Annotated in this window: 9 protein-coding genes; all 9 read left to right on the top strand. The window is 68.1% G+C overall.

The window, feature by feature from the left end; genetic code table 11:
* Positions 1–42 precede the first annotated feature (42 nt).
* The 9 genes from HF877_RS08735 (at position 43) to pks13 (ending at position 15997) form a co-directional block, all read left to right on the top strand.
* Positions 43–540, top strand: coding sequence for a phosphatase PAP2 family protein (locus HF877_RS08735; protein WP_169621057.1), 498 nt, complete (start codon positions 43–45; stop codon positions 538–540).
* On the top strand, positions 537–1442 hold the full coding sequence (locus HF877_RS08730) for a decaprenyl-phosphate phosphoribosyltransferase (protein ID WP_169620780.1): 906 nt from the start codon (positions 537–539) through the stop codon (positions 1440–1442). Before HF877_RS08735 ends, HF877_RS08730 begins: the two co-directional genes overlap by 4 nt.
* A 58-nt stretch (positions 1443–1500) precedes the next feature.
* A complete protein-coding gene (gene zomB / locus HF877_RS08725; protein WP_277350462.1) occupies positions 1501–3399 on the top strand; it encodes a flagellar motor control protein ZomB in 1899 nt (632 codons plus the stop codon).
* A gap of 255 nt (positions 3400–3654) precedes the next feature.
* The gene (locus HF877_RS08720; protein ID WP_169620778.1) at positions 3655–4665 is read left to right on the top strand and encodes an alpha/beta hydrolase family protein; all 1011 of its coding nucleotides are present in this window, start codon (positions 3655–3657) and stop codon (positions 4663–4665) included.
* Positions 4666–4879: 214 nt separating this feature from the next.
* Positions 4880–6808 carry an alpha/beta hydrolase-fold protein gene (locus HF877_RS08715; protein ID WP_169620777.1) on the top strand — a complete coding sequence of 643 codons (1929 nt, stop codon included), beginning with the start codon at positions 4880–4882 and terminating at the stop codon, positions 6806–6808.
* 135 nt (positions 6809–6943) lie between these two features.
* Positions 6944–7489: a DUF732 domain-containing protein gene (locus tag HF877_RS08710; protein WP_169620776.1), complete on the top strand. Its 546-nt coding sequence runs from the start codon at positions 6944–6946 to the stop codon at positions 7487–7489.
* 13 nt (positions 7490–7502) lie between these two features.
* Positions 7503–8462, top strand: coding sequence for a cutinase family protein (locus tag HF877_RS08705; RefSeq protein ID WP_169620775.1), 960 nt, complete (start codon positions 7503–7505; stop codon positions 8460–8462).
* Between the two features lie 659 nt (positions 8463–9121).
* Positions 9122–11011, top strand: a complete 1890-nt coding sequence (gene fadD32 / locus HF877_RS08700) for a long-chain-fatty-acid--AMP ligase FadD32 (protein WP_169620774.1) — start codon at positions 9122–9124, stop codon at positions 11009–11011.
* Between the two features lie 51 nt (positions 11012–11062).
* Positions 11063–15997 carry a polyketide synthase Pks13 gene (pks13, locus tag HF877_RS08695; protein WP_169621056.1) on the top strand — a complete coding sequence of 1645 codons (4935 nt, stop codon included), beginning with the start codon at positions 11063–11065 and terminating at the stop codon, positions 15995–15997.
* Positions 15998–15999: the final 2 nt, after the last annotated feature.

The raw sequence follows: 15999 nt of genomic DNA, 5'->3' as shown, positions 1-15999 counted from the left end.
GAGTGCGCTCGCACAGGTCGTTGGAAGAGCACCGACACCGAGATACGGATCCTGCAGACCGTGCAGGCTGCCGTCGGCAGCACTCCGGGCGCCATCTCCGCTGCGCGCGGTCTGTCGCACTTCGGTGAGCACGCGCTCGGCTGGGTCGCCGTCGGCGGACTCGGAGCCGTGGTCGACCGCAAGCGCCGCCGTCAGTGGGCCGGCGTCGCCGTCGGTGCCGTCGGTGCGCACGCCGCTTCGATCGTCATCAAGCGGGTGGTGCGCCGTCGTCGGCCGTCCGACCCGTCGGTGCAGGTCAACGTGTCGACGCCGAGCAGGCTGAGTTTCCCGTCGTCGCACGCGACCTCCACGACCGCGGCTGCCGTGCTGCTCGCCCGAGTCACCGGGCTACCCTTTCCCGCGGTGCTCGTGCCGCCCATGCTGCTGTCGCGCCTCGTTCTCGGCGTGCACTATCCGACGGACGTCCTGGCCGGCGCGGCACTGGGTGCGGCGTCCGCCGCCGTCGTGGTGCGGGCAGAGAAGAAGTTTGGAGAGCGATGAGCGAGGAACCGGCCGCCGTCAAGGAGGCCCCGAAGACCCTGCCCGCGGGGATCGTCAAGGCGATGCGCCCGCGGCAGTGGGTGAAGAACGTCCTGGTGCTCGCGGCACCGATGGCTGCGGGATCGGTCACCCAGCTCGACGTGCTGTTGCCGGTCGCGCTCGCGTTCGTCGTGTTCTGCATGGCAGCGTCCGGCATCTACCTGGTCAACGACGCGCTCGACGTCGAAGCCGACCGTGCGCACCCCACGAAGCGTTTCCGGCCGATCGCCGCCGGCATCCTGCCGATACGACTCGCCTACATGATCGCGGTGGGCCTCCTGGTCGCTTCGATCCTGCTGTCGTTCCTCGCGAACTGGCAGCTCGCGGTGGTCATGGTCGTCTACATCGGCATCCAGCTCGCGTACTGCTTCGGGCTGAAGCATCAGGCCGTGCTCGACATCTGCATCGTCTCGTCGGGATTCCTGATCCGGGCGATCGCGGGCGGTGTCGCGGCGGAGATCCCGCTGTCGCAGTGGTTCCTGCTGATCATGGCGTTCGGATCGCTGTTCATGGCGGCAGGTAAGCGCTACGCCGAACTCCGTCTCGCGACCCGCACCGGAGCCAAGATCCGCAAGTCGCTCGAGTACTACACCGAGACCTACCTGCGGTTCGTGTGGACCGTGGCCGCGACCGCCGTCGTGATCTGCTACGGCCTGTGGGCGTTCGAGCAGGACAACCGCGCGGACTCGAACTGGTACGCCATCTCGATGGTGCCGTTCGTCGTCGCGATCCTCCGGTACGCGGTGGACGTGGACGGTGGCGAAGCCGGGGAGCCGGAAGAGATCGCTTTGAAGGACCGTGTGCTGCAGTTCCTCGCGGTTGCCTGGATCCTGGTGGTCGGCGGTGCTGTCTACCTCTTCTGACGTCGTGAACGACGTCGACGACAACGCGGCAGGCCGAGCGGGCACCAACCGACCCGGCCTGCCTCGCGGTGTCGCACGCGGAGTGTTCGCCGGGGGAGTGGCCCTCTCGGCACTCCTGATGTTCTGGGGCGCGTGGGACCGCCGCTGGATCGCCGACGACGGCCTGATCGTCCTGCGTACGGTGCGCAACCTGCTGGCCGGATACGGACCGGTGTTCAACGCCGGGGAACGCGTCGAGGCGAACACCTCCACGGCATGGACGTACATCGTCTACGGCGCCGGATGGCTCACCGGCATCCGCCTCGAGTACGTCGTACTCGGCCTCGCGCTGGTGCTCTCGACGACCGCGGTGGTCCTGGCGATGCTCGGCGCGGCGCGGTTGTACCGGTGGCGCATGCGTGCCGCGACCGGCACGGTTCTGCTGTTGCCCGCCGGTGTGCTCGTCTACATCGCGGTGCCGCCGGCCCGGGACTTCGCGACATCCGGACTCGAGACCTGCCTGGTGATCTGCTGGCTCGCGCTGGTGTGGCTGCTCATGGTCCGGTGGGCAACGCCCGATCCCGCCGGGAAGCGGCCTCTCCCGGGGACCGTGGGGATCCTGGGCACGGCGTTCGTCGCCGGGCTCGGTCCGCTGGTGCGCCCCGAATTGGCGATCGTCGCGGGTCTGACCCTCGCTCTGCTCTTCCTCGCGGACGGCCTGACCTGGCGGATCCGCGCTGCGATGGTCGCGGTCGCGGGTCTGGTGCCGGTGGTCTACCAGATCTGGCGAATGGGCTACTACGGCCTGCCGTACCCGAACACCGCGGTCTCCAAGGACGCGGGCGGCGCGAAGTGGACACAGGGCTTCGACTACCTCGGCAACCTGGTCGTGCCGTATCTGCTGTGGCTGCCGCTGTTGTTCCTCGTCACGGTGACCGTCGCGGTGATGCTGTCCAGCGGTCGCGGTACCGGTGTTGCCGGCAACCGTGAAAGGTTCCTGTCGAAGGGAACCGACGTGCGCACCCTGCTGACGGCGGGACAACGAGTACTGCGCACGCCCACCGCCGTGGTCGTGCTGATGGTCCTGTCCGGTGTCCTGCTCCTGCTGTATTCACTGCGCGTAGGCGGCGACTTCATGCACGGCCGCGTGCTGCTCCCGCCCCTGTTCTGCCTGCTGCTGCCGGTAGCGGTGATCCCGCTCCGGGTCCCCGACCGGTCCGAACTCGGAAACAATCCCCGGACCCGCGTGGCCGGCGCGGTCGCGGTGCTCTGGGTCGGCACGGTGGTGTGGGCGCTGTTCGCGTCGAACACGACCGGCATGCCGGAGGGTGCGGTAGTCGGCCGATCGGGCATCGTCGACGAGCGGGCGTTCTACTCGCTCAACACCGGGCACCTCCACCCGATCCGCGCCGAGGACTACCTCGACTACCCGCGGATGCGCGCGATGGTCTCCACGATCGCCGAGACGCCGAACGGGGGCCTGCTGCTGCCCACGCCGTCGTACGACGCCTGGGACGTCGTCCCGCCCCCGGAACCCATTCCGCCGGGCGGAGCGGGGCACACGGTCTTTTTTCTGAACCTGGGCATGACGAGCATGAATGTCGGGCTGGATGTTCGGGTGGTCGATCAGATGGGCCTGGCCTATCCGCTCGCGGCACACACCGAACGGCTCGAAGACGGCCGGATCGGGCACGACAAGATCCTGTATCCGGACTGGGTGGTGGCCGAGTCGGGAGTGGTCGACGTCTATCCCTGGCTGCCGGGCTACCTCGACGAAGAGTGGGTGGCGATGGCCAAGCTCGCGCTCACGTGCCCCGAGACGCGCGAGTTGCTGGATTCGTCCGGTGCCGAGCTGACCTGGCCGCTGTTCAAGCGGAATCTGCGGAACGCATTCGAGTACGCGGGATACCGGATCGACCGGGTACCGGAGTACGAGATCCAGCGGTGCGACCTGCCGATGCCGTCCGCGGGTGGATGACCGAGTTGGCTTGAACTTCAGGTCTCGCTAGTATCACGGCATATTACGGTCGGATAACGGCGAGAACGGTCGCCGCGGCACGTCGGTCTGCGCAAGCCCACGACCTCAGAAATCGGGGTTTGTCAGAGATCACGCCATCCTTTACAGTCTTGACCGCAGTGTGACTTGTGGCGACCGCCCGCCGGTCGTCGAACGCCGGGTATTCACGGGGGACGCGAACGCGGACGCCGCTGATCGAGAAAGTGAGCATTGTTCATGCGTTTTGTCCCCAGGTTGTCGCAGGGCCTTCGTCGGCGCCTGCTCGGCACCGCCGCCGTGGCGCTGGTATTGCCCGTTGCCGCCGGTGTTGCCGGAACCTCCGCGGCTGTCGCCGCACCGGCCCAGAGTGCACCGGTCTCGCACCGCGCACCGGCCGGAGGATTCGAAGAGGTCTTCGTCGATTCCGACATGGGCCCGATCAAGGTTCAGATCCAGTGGGCAGCCCGTGGCGGTGATGCGGCTCTCTACATGCTCGACGGATTGCGCGCCCGCGACGACGCCAACGCGTGGACCTTCGAGACGAATGCTCTCCAGCAGTTCGGCAACGACAACGTCAGCTTGGTCATGCCGGTCGGCGGCCAGGCGAGCTTCTACACCGACTGGTACTCGCCCAGCAATCTCAACAGCCAGGAGATCACCTACAAGTGGGAGACGTTCCTGACCCAGCAGCTGCCCGACTACCTCGCCACCCGTGGCGTGTCGCGCAGCAACAACGGCATCCTCGGCCTGTCGATGGGTGGCTCGGCCGCTCTGACGCTGGCTGCCTACCACCGCGACCAGTTCAAGTTCGCGTCGTCGCTGTCGGGCTACCTGAACCTGTCGGCTCCCGGCATGCGTGAGGCCATCCGTATCGCGATGCTCGACGCCGGCCGCTTCAACGTCGACGCGATGTGGGGCCCGCCGTGGAGCCCGTCGTGGCTGCGCAACGACCCGTTCGTGTTCGCTCCGAAGCTCGAGGGCCTGTCCCTCTACATCTCCGCAGCGAGCGGCCTGCCCGGCCAGCACGACAACCCGGAGGGCTTCGTCGGCTTCTACAACACGGCGAACGCAATGGGCCTCGAGGCACTGTCGCTGGTCCAGACCCGCGCATTCCAGGTCAAGCTGGCCGCGCTCGGTATCCCCGCCACCTTCGAGTTCCCGTCGCGTGGCACCCACGCATGGAAGTACTGGGAAGACGAGCTGTGGAAGGCTCGCCCGCAGATCCTCGAGGCGCTCAACGCCTTCTGATCTCCCTAGAGATCCGGTAGCACTGCTCCTCACAGCGCCGCCCACCACCGTTCGGTGGTGGGCGGCGCTGCGCTCTCTGTAACAATTTTCCCATCAGTCACAGCGCGGCACCCCCGCGACCGGCTCTCCTACGTGTACAAACAAGGTTCGGGACGGGGGACATCCGGCACAGCAGCGCCCGTGTGTGGGCGCCCGGTAACGCAGGAAGCGAGCGATGCAGATGCGAACCCAGCTTGGCGGTCACCGGAGCAGATCGGGCGGCAGCGCACGATCCGAGAGCAGCGGCACACGTTCGGTGGGACGCGGGAAGCGGCGTGCACTCGGGCTGCTCGCAGCCGCGCTCGTGGCACCGCTCGCAGCCGGGATGACCACGGTGCCGGTCGCTTCCGCGCAACCTCTCGCGACCCAAGCCGACCCTGTCGGCCAGAACCAGTCGGGTGCGACGGTGCGTGCGGTCGACTGGCTCACGGACCGCCGCGTGGCGCTGTGGATCGACTCCCCGTCGATGGGAACGCCCATCCAGGTGCAGATGCTCCTCGCCCGCGACTGGAACATCGCGCCGGAGAAGCGCTTTCCGTCCGTGTTCATGCTCGACGGGATGCGCGCCCGCGACGACCAGAGCGGCTGGACGCTCGAAACGGACGCCGAGGCGTTCTTCGCCGACAAGAACGTCAACGTCGTCCTTCCGGTCGGTGGCCAGTCCAGCTTCTACTCGGACTGGGTGGACCAGAACAACGGCCAGAACTACAAGTGGGAGACGTTCCTGACGAAGGAACTCCCACCGATCCTCGAGAAGGACTGGCGCAGCACGGACAAGCGCGGTGTCGTCGGCCTCTCGATGGGCGGCACGGCCGCGATGTTCCTCCCGGCGCGCAACCCCGGTTTCGCGCAGTTCGCCGCATCGCTGTCGGGCATCCTCACCACCACGACCCTCGGCATGCCCGAGGCCATCCACTACGCGATGCAGGATGCGGGTGGGTTCGACTCGGAGGCGATGTGGGGTGAACCCGGCGGCGAGGGCTGGGAGGCGCACGACCCGTATCTCCTCGCCGACAAGCTGCGAGGCGTGAGCCTGTACGTGTCGAGCGGAAGCGGCAGTGCCGGTCCGTACGACGACCCGTCGAGCGTTCCCGGCGTCAGTACCAACTACGCGGGCATGGGCCTCGAAATCTTGTCGCGCCTGACGTCCCAGGCGTTCGCGACGAAGCTGAAGAAGACCGGTATCCCGGCGCAGATCGTGTACCGGCCCTCCGGCACCCACACGTGGAAGTACTGGGAATTCGAGCTGCACCAGTTGTGGCCGCAGCTCGCGAACACACTCGGTGTCGAGGTGGAGAAGCCGGCGTGCGCGCCTGCCGGAGCCATCGCAGACGTTGCCGGTGCCGGCCCGTGGCTGGGCGACTGCCTCACCGCCGAATACCCGGTTGCCGGTGGCACCGTGCAGGACTTCCGCTTCGGGCGGGTCTTCTCGTCCGACGGAGTGACCGTCCCGGTCGCCGGCGCGATCGGCGGTCTCTACCAGGGCAGCGGCGGACCCGCGGGAGCGCTCGGCTACCCGGTCACCGAGGAACGCGGCACCGCGGACGGGCGCGGCCGGTACAACCACTTCCGCAACGGCGCGATCTACTGGACTCCCGAACACGGCGCGCGCCCGGTGCGGGGCGCGATCTTCGAAGAGTGGAAGCGCCAGGGCTGGGAAGGTGGCCCTCTCGGTTACCCGGTCCTCGACGAGGCGCGAACCCCGGACGGTCGCGGCGTCGTGCAGGGCTTCGAGATCGGGGCGATGTACTGGTCGGAGCAGACCGGCGCGCACGCGGTCCAGGGCATGATCATGGACAAGTACGGTCAGCTCGGCTACGAGGGCGGAGTGCTCGGGTTCCCGATCTCGAGCGAGCAGGTCGTCAAGGACAACGGCCGCGTCGCCGACTTCGAGAACGGCCGCATCTACTGGAGCCAGCCCACCGGCGCGTGGCCCGTGCGCGGCAAGGTCCTCGACGCGTGGTCCGCGGAGGGTGCCGAGAACGGCCGCCTGGGCTATCCCGTCGGCGACGAGTTCCCGGCCGAGGGTGGACGCGGTGTCCAGCAGAACTTCCAGAACGGCTTCGTCACCGTCGACGGCGACGCGGTTACGCTGCACCCGTAACCCGCCCGGGGACTGTTACTCCCGCACGCGCGGCCGTACGGAGCGAGGCGCTCCGTACGGCCGCGCGTGCGCTATGTAGCCTGGGGCACACCCTGTTCCAGTTCTGCTCGATACCGGATGTGAGGACACCACCACATGCCTGCACGGACCCGCTCGCGCTCCACCCGCGTCTTCGGCGCACTCGCCGCGGCAATCGCCGCCACCGCAGTTCTGTCCGCCTGCGGAAGCGACGACTCCACCGCTACGAGCACACCGACGACGACCGGTGTGACGACGTCGACCAGTACGGTGTCTCCCACCGACGAGGCGGACGAGACCGGCGCGGGCGAGACCTCGAGCACCACCGCGAGTGGTGACGAGTCCGCACCGCCCGCCGCGACGCCGGCCCCCGGTGGCGGGGCACCCGGTGGGGCGCCCGCTCCCACCGCGGAAGGCGACGAGTTCCTCGCCGCGCTGCGTGCCGAGGGTGTCGAGCCGTCCGACGAGGCCGGCGCGATCAGCATCGCGGACTACATCTGCAGCGCTCAGGCGCAGGGTGGCTCCCCGTCCGAGGTGAAGACGTTCGTCACCGCCTTGGTCGGCAGCGAGTCGGTCACCTCCGGCGGCGAGATCACCGAGGAACAGGCCGCTGCTACCGCGGACACTTACATCGCCGTCGCGGGCGACACGTACTGCAGCTAGGAAGGTCGGCACGATGGTCAGGACGAAGCAGCGCCGTAGTGGGCGCACAATCGTGGTTCTGGGGGCGCTGCTCCTCCTGGCCGTCGTGCTGGTGCTCTGGTACCTGCTTGCGGGACGGCTCGATGTGCCGGGCCCGACCCCACCGCAGGGTCCCGACGACACGCAGTCGCAGCCGGCGTCGTGCCCGGATGTGCAGGTCGTCAGCGTGCCGGGGACGTGGGAGTCGGCGATCGGGGACGATCCCTACAATCCGACCGCAAACCCCATGTCGTTGATGCTCAACGTGACGCGCCCGCTCCAGGAGCGGTTCGATCCGCAGCGGGCGGACGTGTACACCGTCCCGTACGTCGCTCAGTTCTCGAACCCGATCGCCATTCCCCCGGACGGTCAGCAGTCGTACAACAACAGTCGCGGCGCGGGTACGGCGGCGACCACAGATTTCCTGTCGCAGCGCTTCGCCGAATGCCCGCTCACGAGCTATGTGCTCACCGGCTTTTCGCAGGGTGCGGTGATCGTGGGTGACGTAGCGGCGCAGATCGGTGCCGGCAACGGTCCGGTTCCGGCGGATCGTGTCCTCGGGGTCGCGCTGATCGCGGACGGCCGGCGCGACGGCGTGTCGGGAACCGACATCGGAGCCCCCGTCGCGGGAGTGGGCGCGGAACTGTCGCTCGCCGGACTGCGACTGCCGGGCATCACCATGACGGGCGAACGTCCGGGCGGTTTCGGAGCGCTCGACGACCGCACCGTGCAGATCTGCGCGCCGACCGACAGCATCTGCGACGCCCCTGCGAACGCGTTCAATCCGTCGAACTGGGCGACTGCTGCGCCGCGCATCCTCGAGTACGTGAACAACCCGATCCATGCGCAGTACAACTGGTATGTCGTCGACGAGAACGGGACCACCGCACCGCAGTGGATCACGTCGTGGGCGACCGATTTGATCGAATCCGCCCCGCATCCTGCCGAGGAGTGAGGTTCCTCGAGGGTTACTCGCCAGTAGTGTCGGTCGTCACCACCGGGTGCAACGGTCCTGCCGTCGGCCTCTAGACTCATCTCTCGGCCGACACGCCCGGCCGATCCGGGGCGCGCGGTTCGCGATGACTGCCACAGGAGAAGAGGTCCGATGGGTGCCAGCGACGGAGCGGCGAATACCCGCCCGGCGATGGGGCGTACCCGCACCGGCGACCTCGGCCTCCGCTGCGTTCCGATGATCCACGTCACTACCACGTCGTCCGCGCGTCTGCGCGTCGATATCGGTCCGGTGCGCCGCGCGCACGTTTCGGGCGGGCCGAGGCGGGTACTGCGCAGGTCGGGGGATGACACCGGCACGCATACCGGGCCCGGGACCCCTGCGGAAAGGGCGCCGAATGTGCACAGCGGGTCGGCGATGTCGTATGTTGGTGGCTTCCCGAAGGGGACGGAAGTGCCTGTCCCGTCGATTCCGGTATTCGTGGGGTGGGTAAGCGATGCCGATCTGTAACATATCCGTGACCTCGGACCGATGAACACCTTCAGTGAGTCGTACACAGACGCTGTTCGCGGTGTTCGAGGAGATGATCTGGCAGCGCAAGAAAGAGTTAGGGGCGCAACCATGTCGAGTGGTTGTGGGATCGCTTCGACAGGGAGAAGGAATTGAGCGTCGGGTTCGAAGAGTTCATCGATGAAAACGGCCGGATCAACTTGCCGGAGGGGAACACGCTGCTCGATCACCTCGAGCAGAACGTGGCCTCCAACGGTGACGAGACGGCTTACCGCTACATCGACTACTCGCGGGAACGGGACGGTGAGGTCCACGAACTGACGTGGAACCAATTCGGCGTCCGGCTCAAGGCCATCGCCGCGCGATTGCAGCAGGTCACCGATCCCGGCGACCGGGTAGCGATCCTCGCCCCTCAGGGCCTCGACTACGTGGTCTCCTTCTTCGCCGCGATCTACGCGGGCGTCATCGCCGTACCGCTGTTCGATCCCGACGAGCCCGGCCACACGGACCGGTTGCACGCCGTTCTGGGCGACTGCACTCCGAGCGCGATCCTCACCGCCACCTCGTCTGCCGCAGGTGTCCGGCAGTTCTTCCGCCCCCTCCCCGCCGCGCAGCGTCCCCGGGTAATCGCCGTCGACGCGATCCCCGACACGCTCGCGGACTCGTGGACCAGCCCCGCGGTCTCCACCGACGACATCGCGTACCTGCAGTACACGTCGGGCTCGACCCGCGTCCCGGCCGGCGTGGAGATCACCCACCGCTCGGTGCTCACCAACGTCATCCAGATGGCCGATTCGATCGAGCTCAACGAGACCTCGCGTGGCGTGACCTGGTTGCCGCTGTTCCACGACATGGGCCTGCTGACGGTGATCCTGCCCGCGATCGGCGGAAAGTACATCACCATCATGAGCCCGCGTGCGTTCGTCGCACGTCCCGGTCGCTGGATCCGCGAACTCGCCGCCGTCTCCGACGGTGCCGGCACGTTCGCCGCCGCGCCCAACTTCGCCTTCGAGCACGCCGCCGCGCGCGGCCTGCCCAAGGACGGCGAAACCCTCGACCTGAGCAACGTCATCGGCCTGATCAACGGCAGCGAGCCGGTGACCACGTCGTCGATGCGCAAGTTCAACGAGGCGTTCGCGCCGTACGGCCTGCCCAAGACCGCGATCAAGCCGTCGTACGGGATGGCCGAGGCGACGCTGTTCGTCTCGTCCACCAAGCACAGCGACGAAGCGAAGGTCCTCTACGTCGACCGCGACGAACTCAACCGTGGCCGGGTCGTGCGCGTCGACCGCGACGCCGAGAACGCGATCCCGCAGGTGTCCTGTGGTTTCGTGTCGATCAGCCAGTGGGCCGCGATCGTCGACGCCGAGACCGGCGCCGAGGTTCCGGACGAGCACGTCGGCGAGATCTGGCTGCGCGGCGACAACGTCGGCATCGGCTATTGGGGTCGTAAGAAGGAAACCGACGAGACCTTCCACAACAAGATCACGCAGCGGCTTCCCGAGGGCAGCCACGCCGAGGGCACCCCCGACGACGCCAAGTGGCTCCGCACGGGCGACTACGGCGTGTACATCGACGGTGAGCTGTACATCACCGGCCGCGTCAAGGACCTCGTCATCGTCGACGGCCGCAATCACTATCCGCAGGACCTCGAGTACTCGGCTCAGGAGGCCAGCCCCGCGCTGCGCCCCGGGTTCGTGGCCGCGTTCGCGGTTCCTGCCAACCAGCTCCCGCAGGTGGTGTTCGAGAACGCCGCCTCGGGCCTCGAGTTCGACGCGGACGATTCGTCCGAGCAACTCGTCGTGGTCGCCGAGCGCGCACCGGGTGCGGGCAAGGTCGACCCGCAGCCGGTCGCGGATGCCGTGCGCGCCGCGATCTCGGCACGCCACGGCGTGACGGCGCGCGACGTGCTGCTCGTTCCCGCGGGTTCCATCCCGCGTACTTCCAGCGGAAAGATCGCACGGCGCGCCTGCAAGGCCGCCTACATCGAGGGAACGCTGCGCGGTGGTCACCAGCAGCAGGCGTTCCCCGACAGCGTGTGAAGAAATGTTCTTGTTCCCGGGTAGCGTGGTGGGTTGATGGCTGACATGGAAATGACCGTTGCGGAACTGCGTGACTGGCTGCGGAACTGGATCGCAAACACGACCGGCCAGCCGGTCTCGCAGATCACGGATGATCGTCCGCTCGAGGAGTTCGGACTGTCGTCCCGCGACGCGGTGGCCTTGAGCGGTGAGATCGAGGATCTTCTCGACGTCACCCTGAACGCGACGATCGCGTACCAGCATCCGACCATCGCGTCGCTGGCAACGCGCATCATCGAGGGCGAACCGGAACGTCCCGAAGACGACGACGACGCGTCCCTCTACGCGGCGCGACCGTCGGGGGCGTCGAAGGACATCGCGATCGTCGGTGTGTCGACGCGCTTCCCGGGTCATATCGAGACGCCGGAGCAGATGTGGGATCTGCTCTCGTCCGGGCGGGACGCCATCGGCGATCTTCCCGAGGGCCGCTGGTCGGAGTTCGAAGGCGACCCGGCCGTCCGCGAGTCGATCCGCAAGGCCAACACCCGTGGTGGCTACCTCGACGACGTCAAGGGCTTCGACGCCGAGTTCTTCGCGATGTCGCCGCGCGAGGTCGAGATGGTCGACCCGCAGCAGCGTCTCGCGCTCGAACTGACGTGGGAGGCGCTCGAGCACGCGCACATTCCTCCGAGCGACCTCAAGGGTGGTTCGGTCGGTGTCTTCATCGGCAGTTCGGCGAGCGACTACATGCTGCTGGCCTCGGTCGACCCGTCCGTTGCGCACCCGTACGCGCTGACGGGTACGTCGTCCGCGGTCATCGCCAACCGCGTCTCGTACTTCTACGACTTCCACGGCCCCTCGGTCACCCTCGACACGGCGTGCTCGTCGTCGCTCGTCGCGGTGCATCAGGCGGTGCGTGCGCTGCGCGGCGGTGAAGCCGATGTCGCGCTGGCCGGTGGCGTCAACATGCTGCTCGCGCCGGCCGGAACCCTCGGTTTCGACGAACTCGGCGTCATGGCTCCCGACGGCCGCATCAAGGCTTTCTCCGCCGACGCCGACGGCATGATCCGTGCCGAGGGCGGCGGTCTCGTCGTGCTCAAGCGTCTCGAGGACGCCGAGCGCGACGGCGACAACATTCTCGCCGTCATCGCCGGCACGGCCGTCAACCAGGACGGCCGTTCGAACGGCCTGGCGGCCCCCAACCCGGAAGCACAGGTCGACGTGCTGCGCCGGGCCTACCGGGACGCGCAGATCCTGCCGTCGGGTGTCGACTACATCGAGGCACACGGCACCGGCACGGTGCTCGGTGACCCGATCGAAGCCGATGCACTCGGGCGGGTCGTCGGCCGCGGCCGCGATGCCGACAAGCCGGTGCTCCTCGGTTCGGCGAAGACCAACTTCGGCCACCTCGAGTCGGCTGCCGGTGCTGCGGGCCTGATCAAGGTCGTGCTCGCGATGCAGGAGGACGCGCTTCCTCCGACGCTGAACTACACCGCGCCCAACCCGTACATTCCGTTCGACAAGGCGCATCTCCAGGTCATTCCCGACGGTGCGAAGTGGCCCCGGTACACGGGACGCGCGGTCGCGGGCATTTCCGGTTTCGGATTCGGCGGCACCAACGCGCATGTCGTGGTGCACGAATACACCGGCCCCGACGGGCAGGAAGCAGCCGAGGCCGAGGTCGAGATCGTGTCCGACGCCGTCTCCGAGATCGCCGAGACCCCCGCGGAACCGGCTCGTGAGATGCCGGTCGTGCTCGCGGTGTCCGCTCCGATGCCGTCCCGCCGTCGCCGCGCCGCCGCCGACCTCGCCGACTGGCTCGAGACCGAGCAGGGCAGCACGACTCCGCTCGCCGACGTCGCCCGCACGCTCGCGCGGCGCAATCACGGGCGCTCCCGCGCAGTCGTGGTCGCCGCCGACCGCGCCGAGGCCATCGCCGGTCTGCGCGCCGTCGCCGCCGGCAAGCCGGCCCAGGGTGTCTTCACCGCCGACTCTCCCGCGTCCGCGGGACCGGTGTGGGTGCTGTCCGGTTTCGGTGCCCAGCACCGGAAGATGGCAAAGCAGCTGTATCTCGAGAACCCGGTGTTCGCGCGGGCCGTGGACGAGGTCGACGAGCTGATCGTCGACGAGTCCGGTTACTCCATGACGGAGAAGTTCCTCGACGACAGCCAGGACTACGACGTCGAGACCGCGCAGGTCGGGATCTTCACGATCCAGATCGGTCTCGCGGCGGTACTGCGCCACCACGGTGCCGAGCCCGCCGCGATCGTCGGGCACTCGATGGGTGAGGCTGCCGGCGCGTACATCTCCGGTGGACTCGCGCTCGAGGACGCCGTGCGCGTCATCTGCGCCCGCTCGCGGCTGATGGGTGAGGCGGAAGGCCAGCTCGAGGGCGACGACATCCGTCTCATGGCGCTCGTCGAATACAGCGCCGACGAGATCACCTCGGTGCTCCCGGACTTCCCGCACCTCGAGGTGTGCGTCTACGCCGCGCCCACCCACACGGTCATCGGTGGCCCGCAGGGCGAGGTCAACGAGATCGTCGCCCGCGCCGAGGCCGAGGAGAAATTCGCTCGTGTCCTGCAGACGAAGGGCGCGAGCCACACCTCGCAGGTCGACCCGATTCTCGGTGAGCTCGCTGCCGAACTCGCGGGTATCGAGCCGCACCCGCTGAAGGTCGCCGTGTACTCGTCGGTGGACCAGGAAACCCTGTACCGGCCGGGACACGAAGGCATTCACGGGGTCGAGTACTGGACCAAGGGCATGCGCCACAGCGTGTACTTCACGCAGGCCGTGCGCCAGGCACTGTCCGACGGCCACACCACCTTCGTGGAGCTCAACGCCAATCCCGCGACGCTCATGTCGGTCGCGTCGACCGCTTTCGACGCGGGCGTGCAGGACGGACAGTTCATCCAGACGCTCAAGCGCAAGGAAGACGAGTCGCTCGGCGTGCTCCTCGCCCTCGCGCAGCTGTATGTGCACGGGCATCCCGTGGACTTGGGCAGCCTGCTCCCCGAGGGGGACTACGCCGAGATCCCGCGGACCGCGTTCCTGCGGAAGCCGTACTGGGTCGAGGCCCGCATCGGCTCCGCGGGCAACAGCCGGGTTCCCGGTGCGCACGTCGCACTCCCCGACGGCCGGCACGTGTGGGAGGTGCAGGCTTCGGCCGTCACCGATCCCGCCGCGCTGCTCGTGGCCGCGGCCTCGCAGGTGCTCGCCGACGTGACGCTCACCGCGTCGATGCCGCACGCACCGGTGCCCGCAGCCGGGACGCTCACCACCACGCTCACCCGCCATCCCGGTGGTGCGTCGCTGCAGGTACACGCTCTCGACGACGGCGGGTTCACGCTCGTCCACGAGGGTGTCGTCACCTCCGGTGAGGTGCTGTCCGCACCTGTTGCCGCCACCGCGGTGTCGACCCGTACGGACGAGGACACCGCCGAGGTGGCCGAGAGCGCCGGCGACCGATGGGATCCGGCCGGCTCGCAGACCCTCGAGGATCGGCTCGCGCTGATCGTCGCGGAGTCGATGGGATACGCGCCCGAGGACCTGCCGGTCGAGATTCCGCTGATCGAACTGGGCCTCGATTCGCTCATGGCGGTCCGGATCAAGAACCGGGTGGAGTACGAGTTCGACATTCCGCAACTCCAGATCTCCGCGGTGAAGGATGCGAGCCTGCGCGACGTCGCGAAGTACCTGCGGTACGCCGTCGAGAACCGCGAGGAAGTCGCGGCACTCGCCGAGCAGCAGGCCGCGGACAAGGCTGCCGAGCGCGCGGCGGACGCCGCAGAAGACGCAGCGGCCGACGAGCAGGCACCGACCTCGGTGGAGGACACCACGGTCGTCGCCGAAGCCGAGCAGATCCTGGAGGACGCGGCGCCTGCCGCTCCGGCCGAGACCGCGTCGCTGGACACCACCGATGACGGTGGCGTCGACGTGCCTCCGCGCGACGCCGCCGAACGCCTGACGTTCGCGTCGTGGGCGGTGGTCACCGGGCGGTCGGCGAAGAGCATCTTCAACACGCTTCCCACGCTGGACGACGAGAAAGCCGGCAAGCTCGCGGCCCGTCTGACGGAGCGTTCCGGAGGCAGCATCACCGTCGAGGATGTGCGGGGTGCTGCGACGATCGAGAAACTCGCGGATGTCGTCCGCGGATACCTCGAATCCTCCGACCGGATCGACGGATTGGTGCGCGCCCTGCGACCGCGGCCCGAGGGCTCGGATGCGGTGCCGGTGTTCGTCTTCCACCCGGCAGGTGGCTCGACCGTGGCATACGAACCGCTGCTCAGGCGTCTTCCCGCCGATACGCCGATGTACGGCTTCGAACGCACCGAGGGGCCGATCGAGGAGCGCGCCGCGGTCTATCTGCCGCTCATCGAGGAGATCCAGGGCGACGGCCCGTATGTGCTCTACGGCTGGTCGCTCGGAGGTGTGCTCGCCTACGCGGTGGCGCGCCTGTTGCGCGAGCGCGGCAAGGACGTGCGTGTCGTCGGGCTGATCGACACCGTCATGGCGGGCGAGAAGGTCGAGAACACGCCCGAGGAGATCAGGAAGCGCTGGCAGCGCTACGCGCGGTTCGCGAAGAAGACCTACGGCATCGAAGCCCCGCTGCCGTACGACCTTCTGGCCGAGGCCGAGTCCGACGAGGACCAGATCGGAATCCTCATGGGCCTGCTCGAGATGAGCGGTGTCGAGATCCCCGGCGGCATCATCGAGCATCAGCGCACGTCGTGGCTCGACAACCGGGCGATCCAGACCGCCGAACTCGAAACCTACGACGGCGATGTCGTTCTCTACATGGCGGATCGCTATCACGACGACGCGATCGACCTCGAGCCGGCGTTCGGCACCCGGCAGCCCGACGGCGGCTGGGGAGACGTCGTCGCGAATCTGGAAGTCGTGTCCGTGGGTGGCGATCACCTGCAGATCGTCGACGAGCCGTACATCGCCAAGGTGGGGGCAGACCTGACCCGTAAGCTGGCCGCCATCGAGGCCTCGAGGAGCTGAAC

The sequence above is a fragment of the Rhodococcus sp. BL-253-APC-6A1W genome (assembly GCF_012843405.1).
Lineage (GTDB): Bacteria > Actinomycetota > Actinomycetes > Mycobacteriales > Mycobacteriaceae > Rhodococcus.
This window is presented reverse-complemented; position numbering and strand designations above follow the sequence as displayed.

Bases quoted from the DNA above. Each gene is read 5' to 3' on its own strand.
- HF877_RS08720 (WP_169620778.1), top strand. From the start codon at position 3,655: ATGCGTTTTGTCCCCAGGTTGTCGCAGGGCCTTCGTCGGCGCCTGCTC.
- pks13 (WP_169621056.1), top strand. From the start codon at position 11,063: ATGACCGTTGCGGAACTGCGTGACTGGCTGCGGAACTGGATCGCAAAC.
- HF877_RS08715 (WP_169620777.1), top strand. From the start codon at position 4,880: ATGCAGATGCGAACCCAGCTTGGCGGTCACCGGAGCAGATCGGGCGGC.
- HF877_RS08705 (WP_169620775.1), top strand. From the start codon at position 7,503: ATGGTCAGGACGAAGCAGCGCCGTAGTGGGCGCACAATCGTGGTTCTG.
- HF877_RS08730 (WP_169620780.1), top strand. From the start codon at position 537: ATGAGCGAGGAACCGGCCGCCGTCAAGGAGGCCCCGAAGACCCTGCCC.
- HF877_RS08710 (WP_169620776.1), top strand. From the start codon at position 6,944: ATGCCTGCACGGACCCGCTCGCGCTCCACCCGCGTCTTCGGCGCACTC.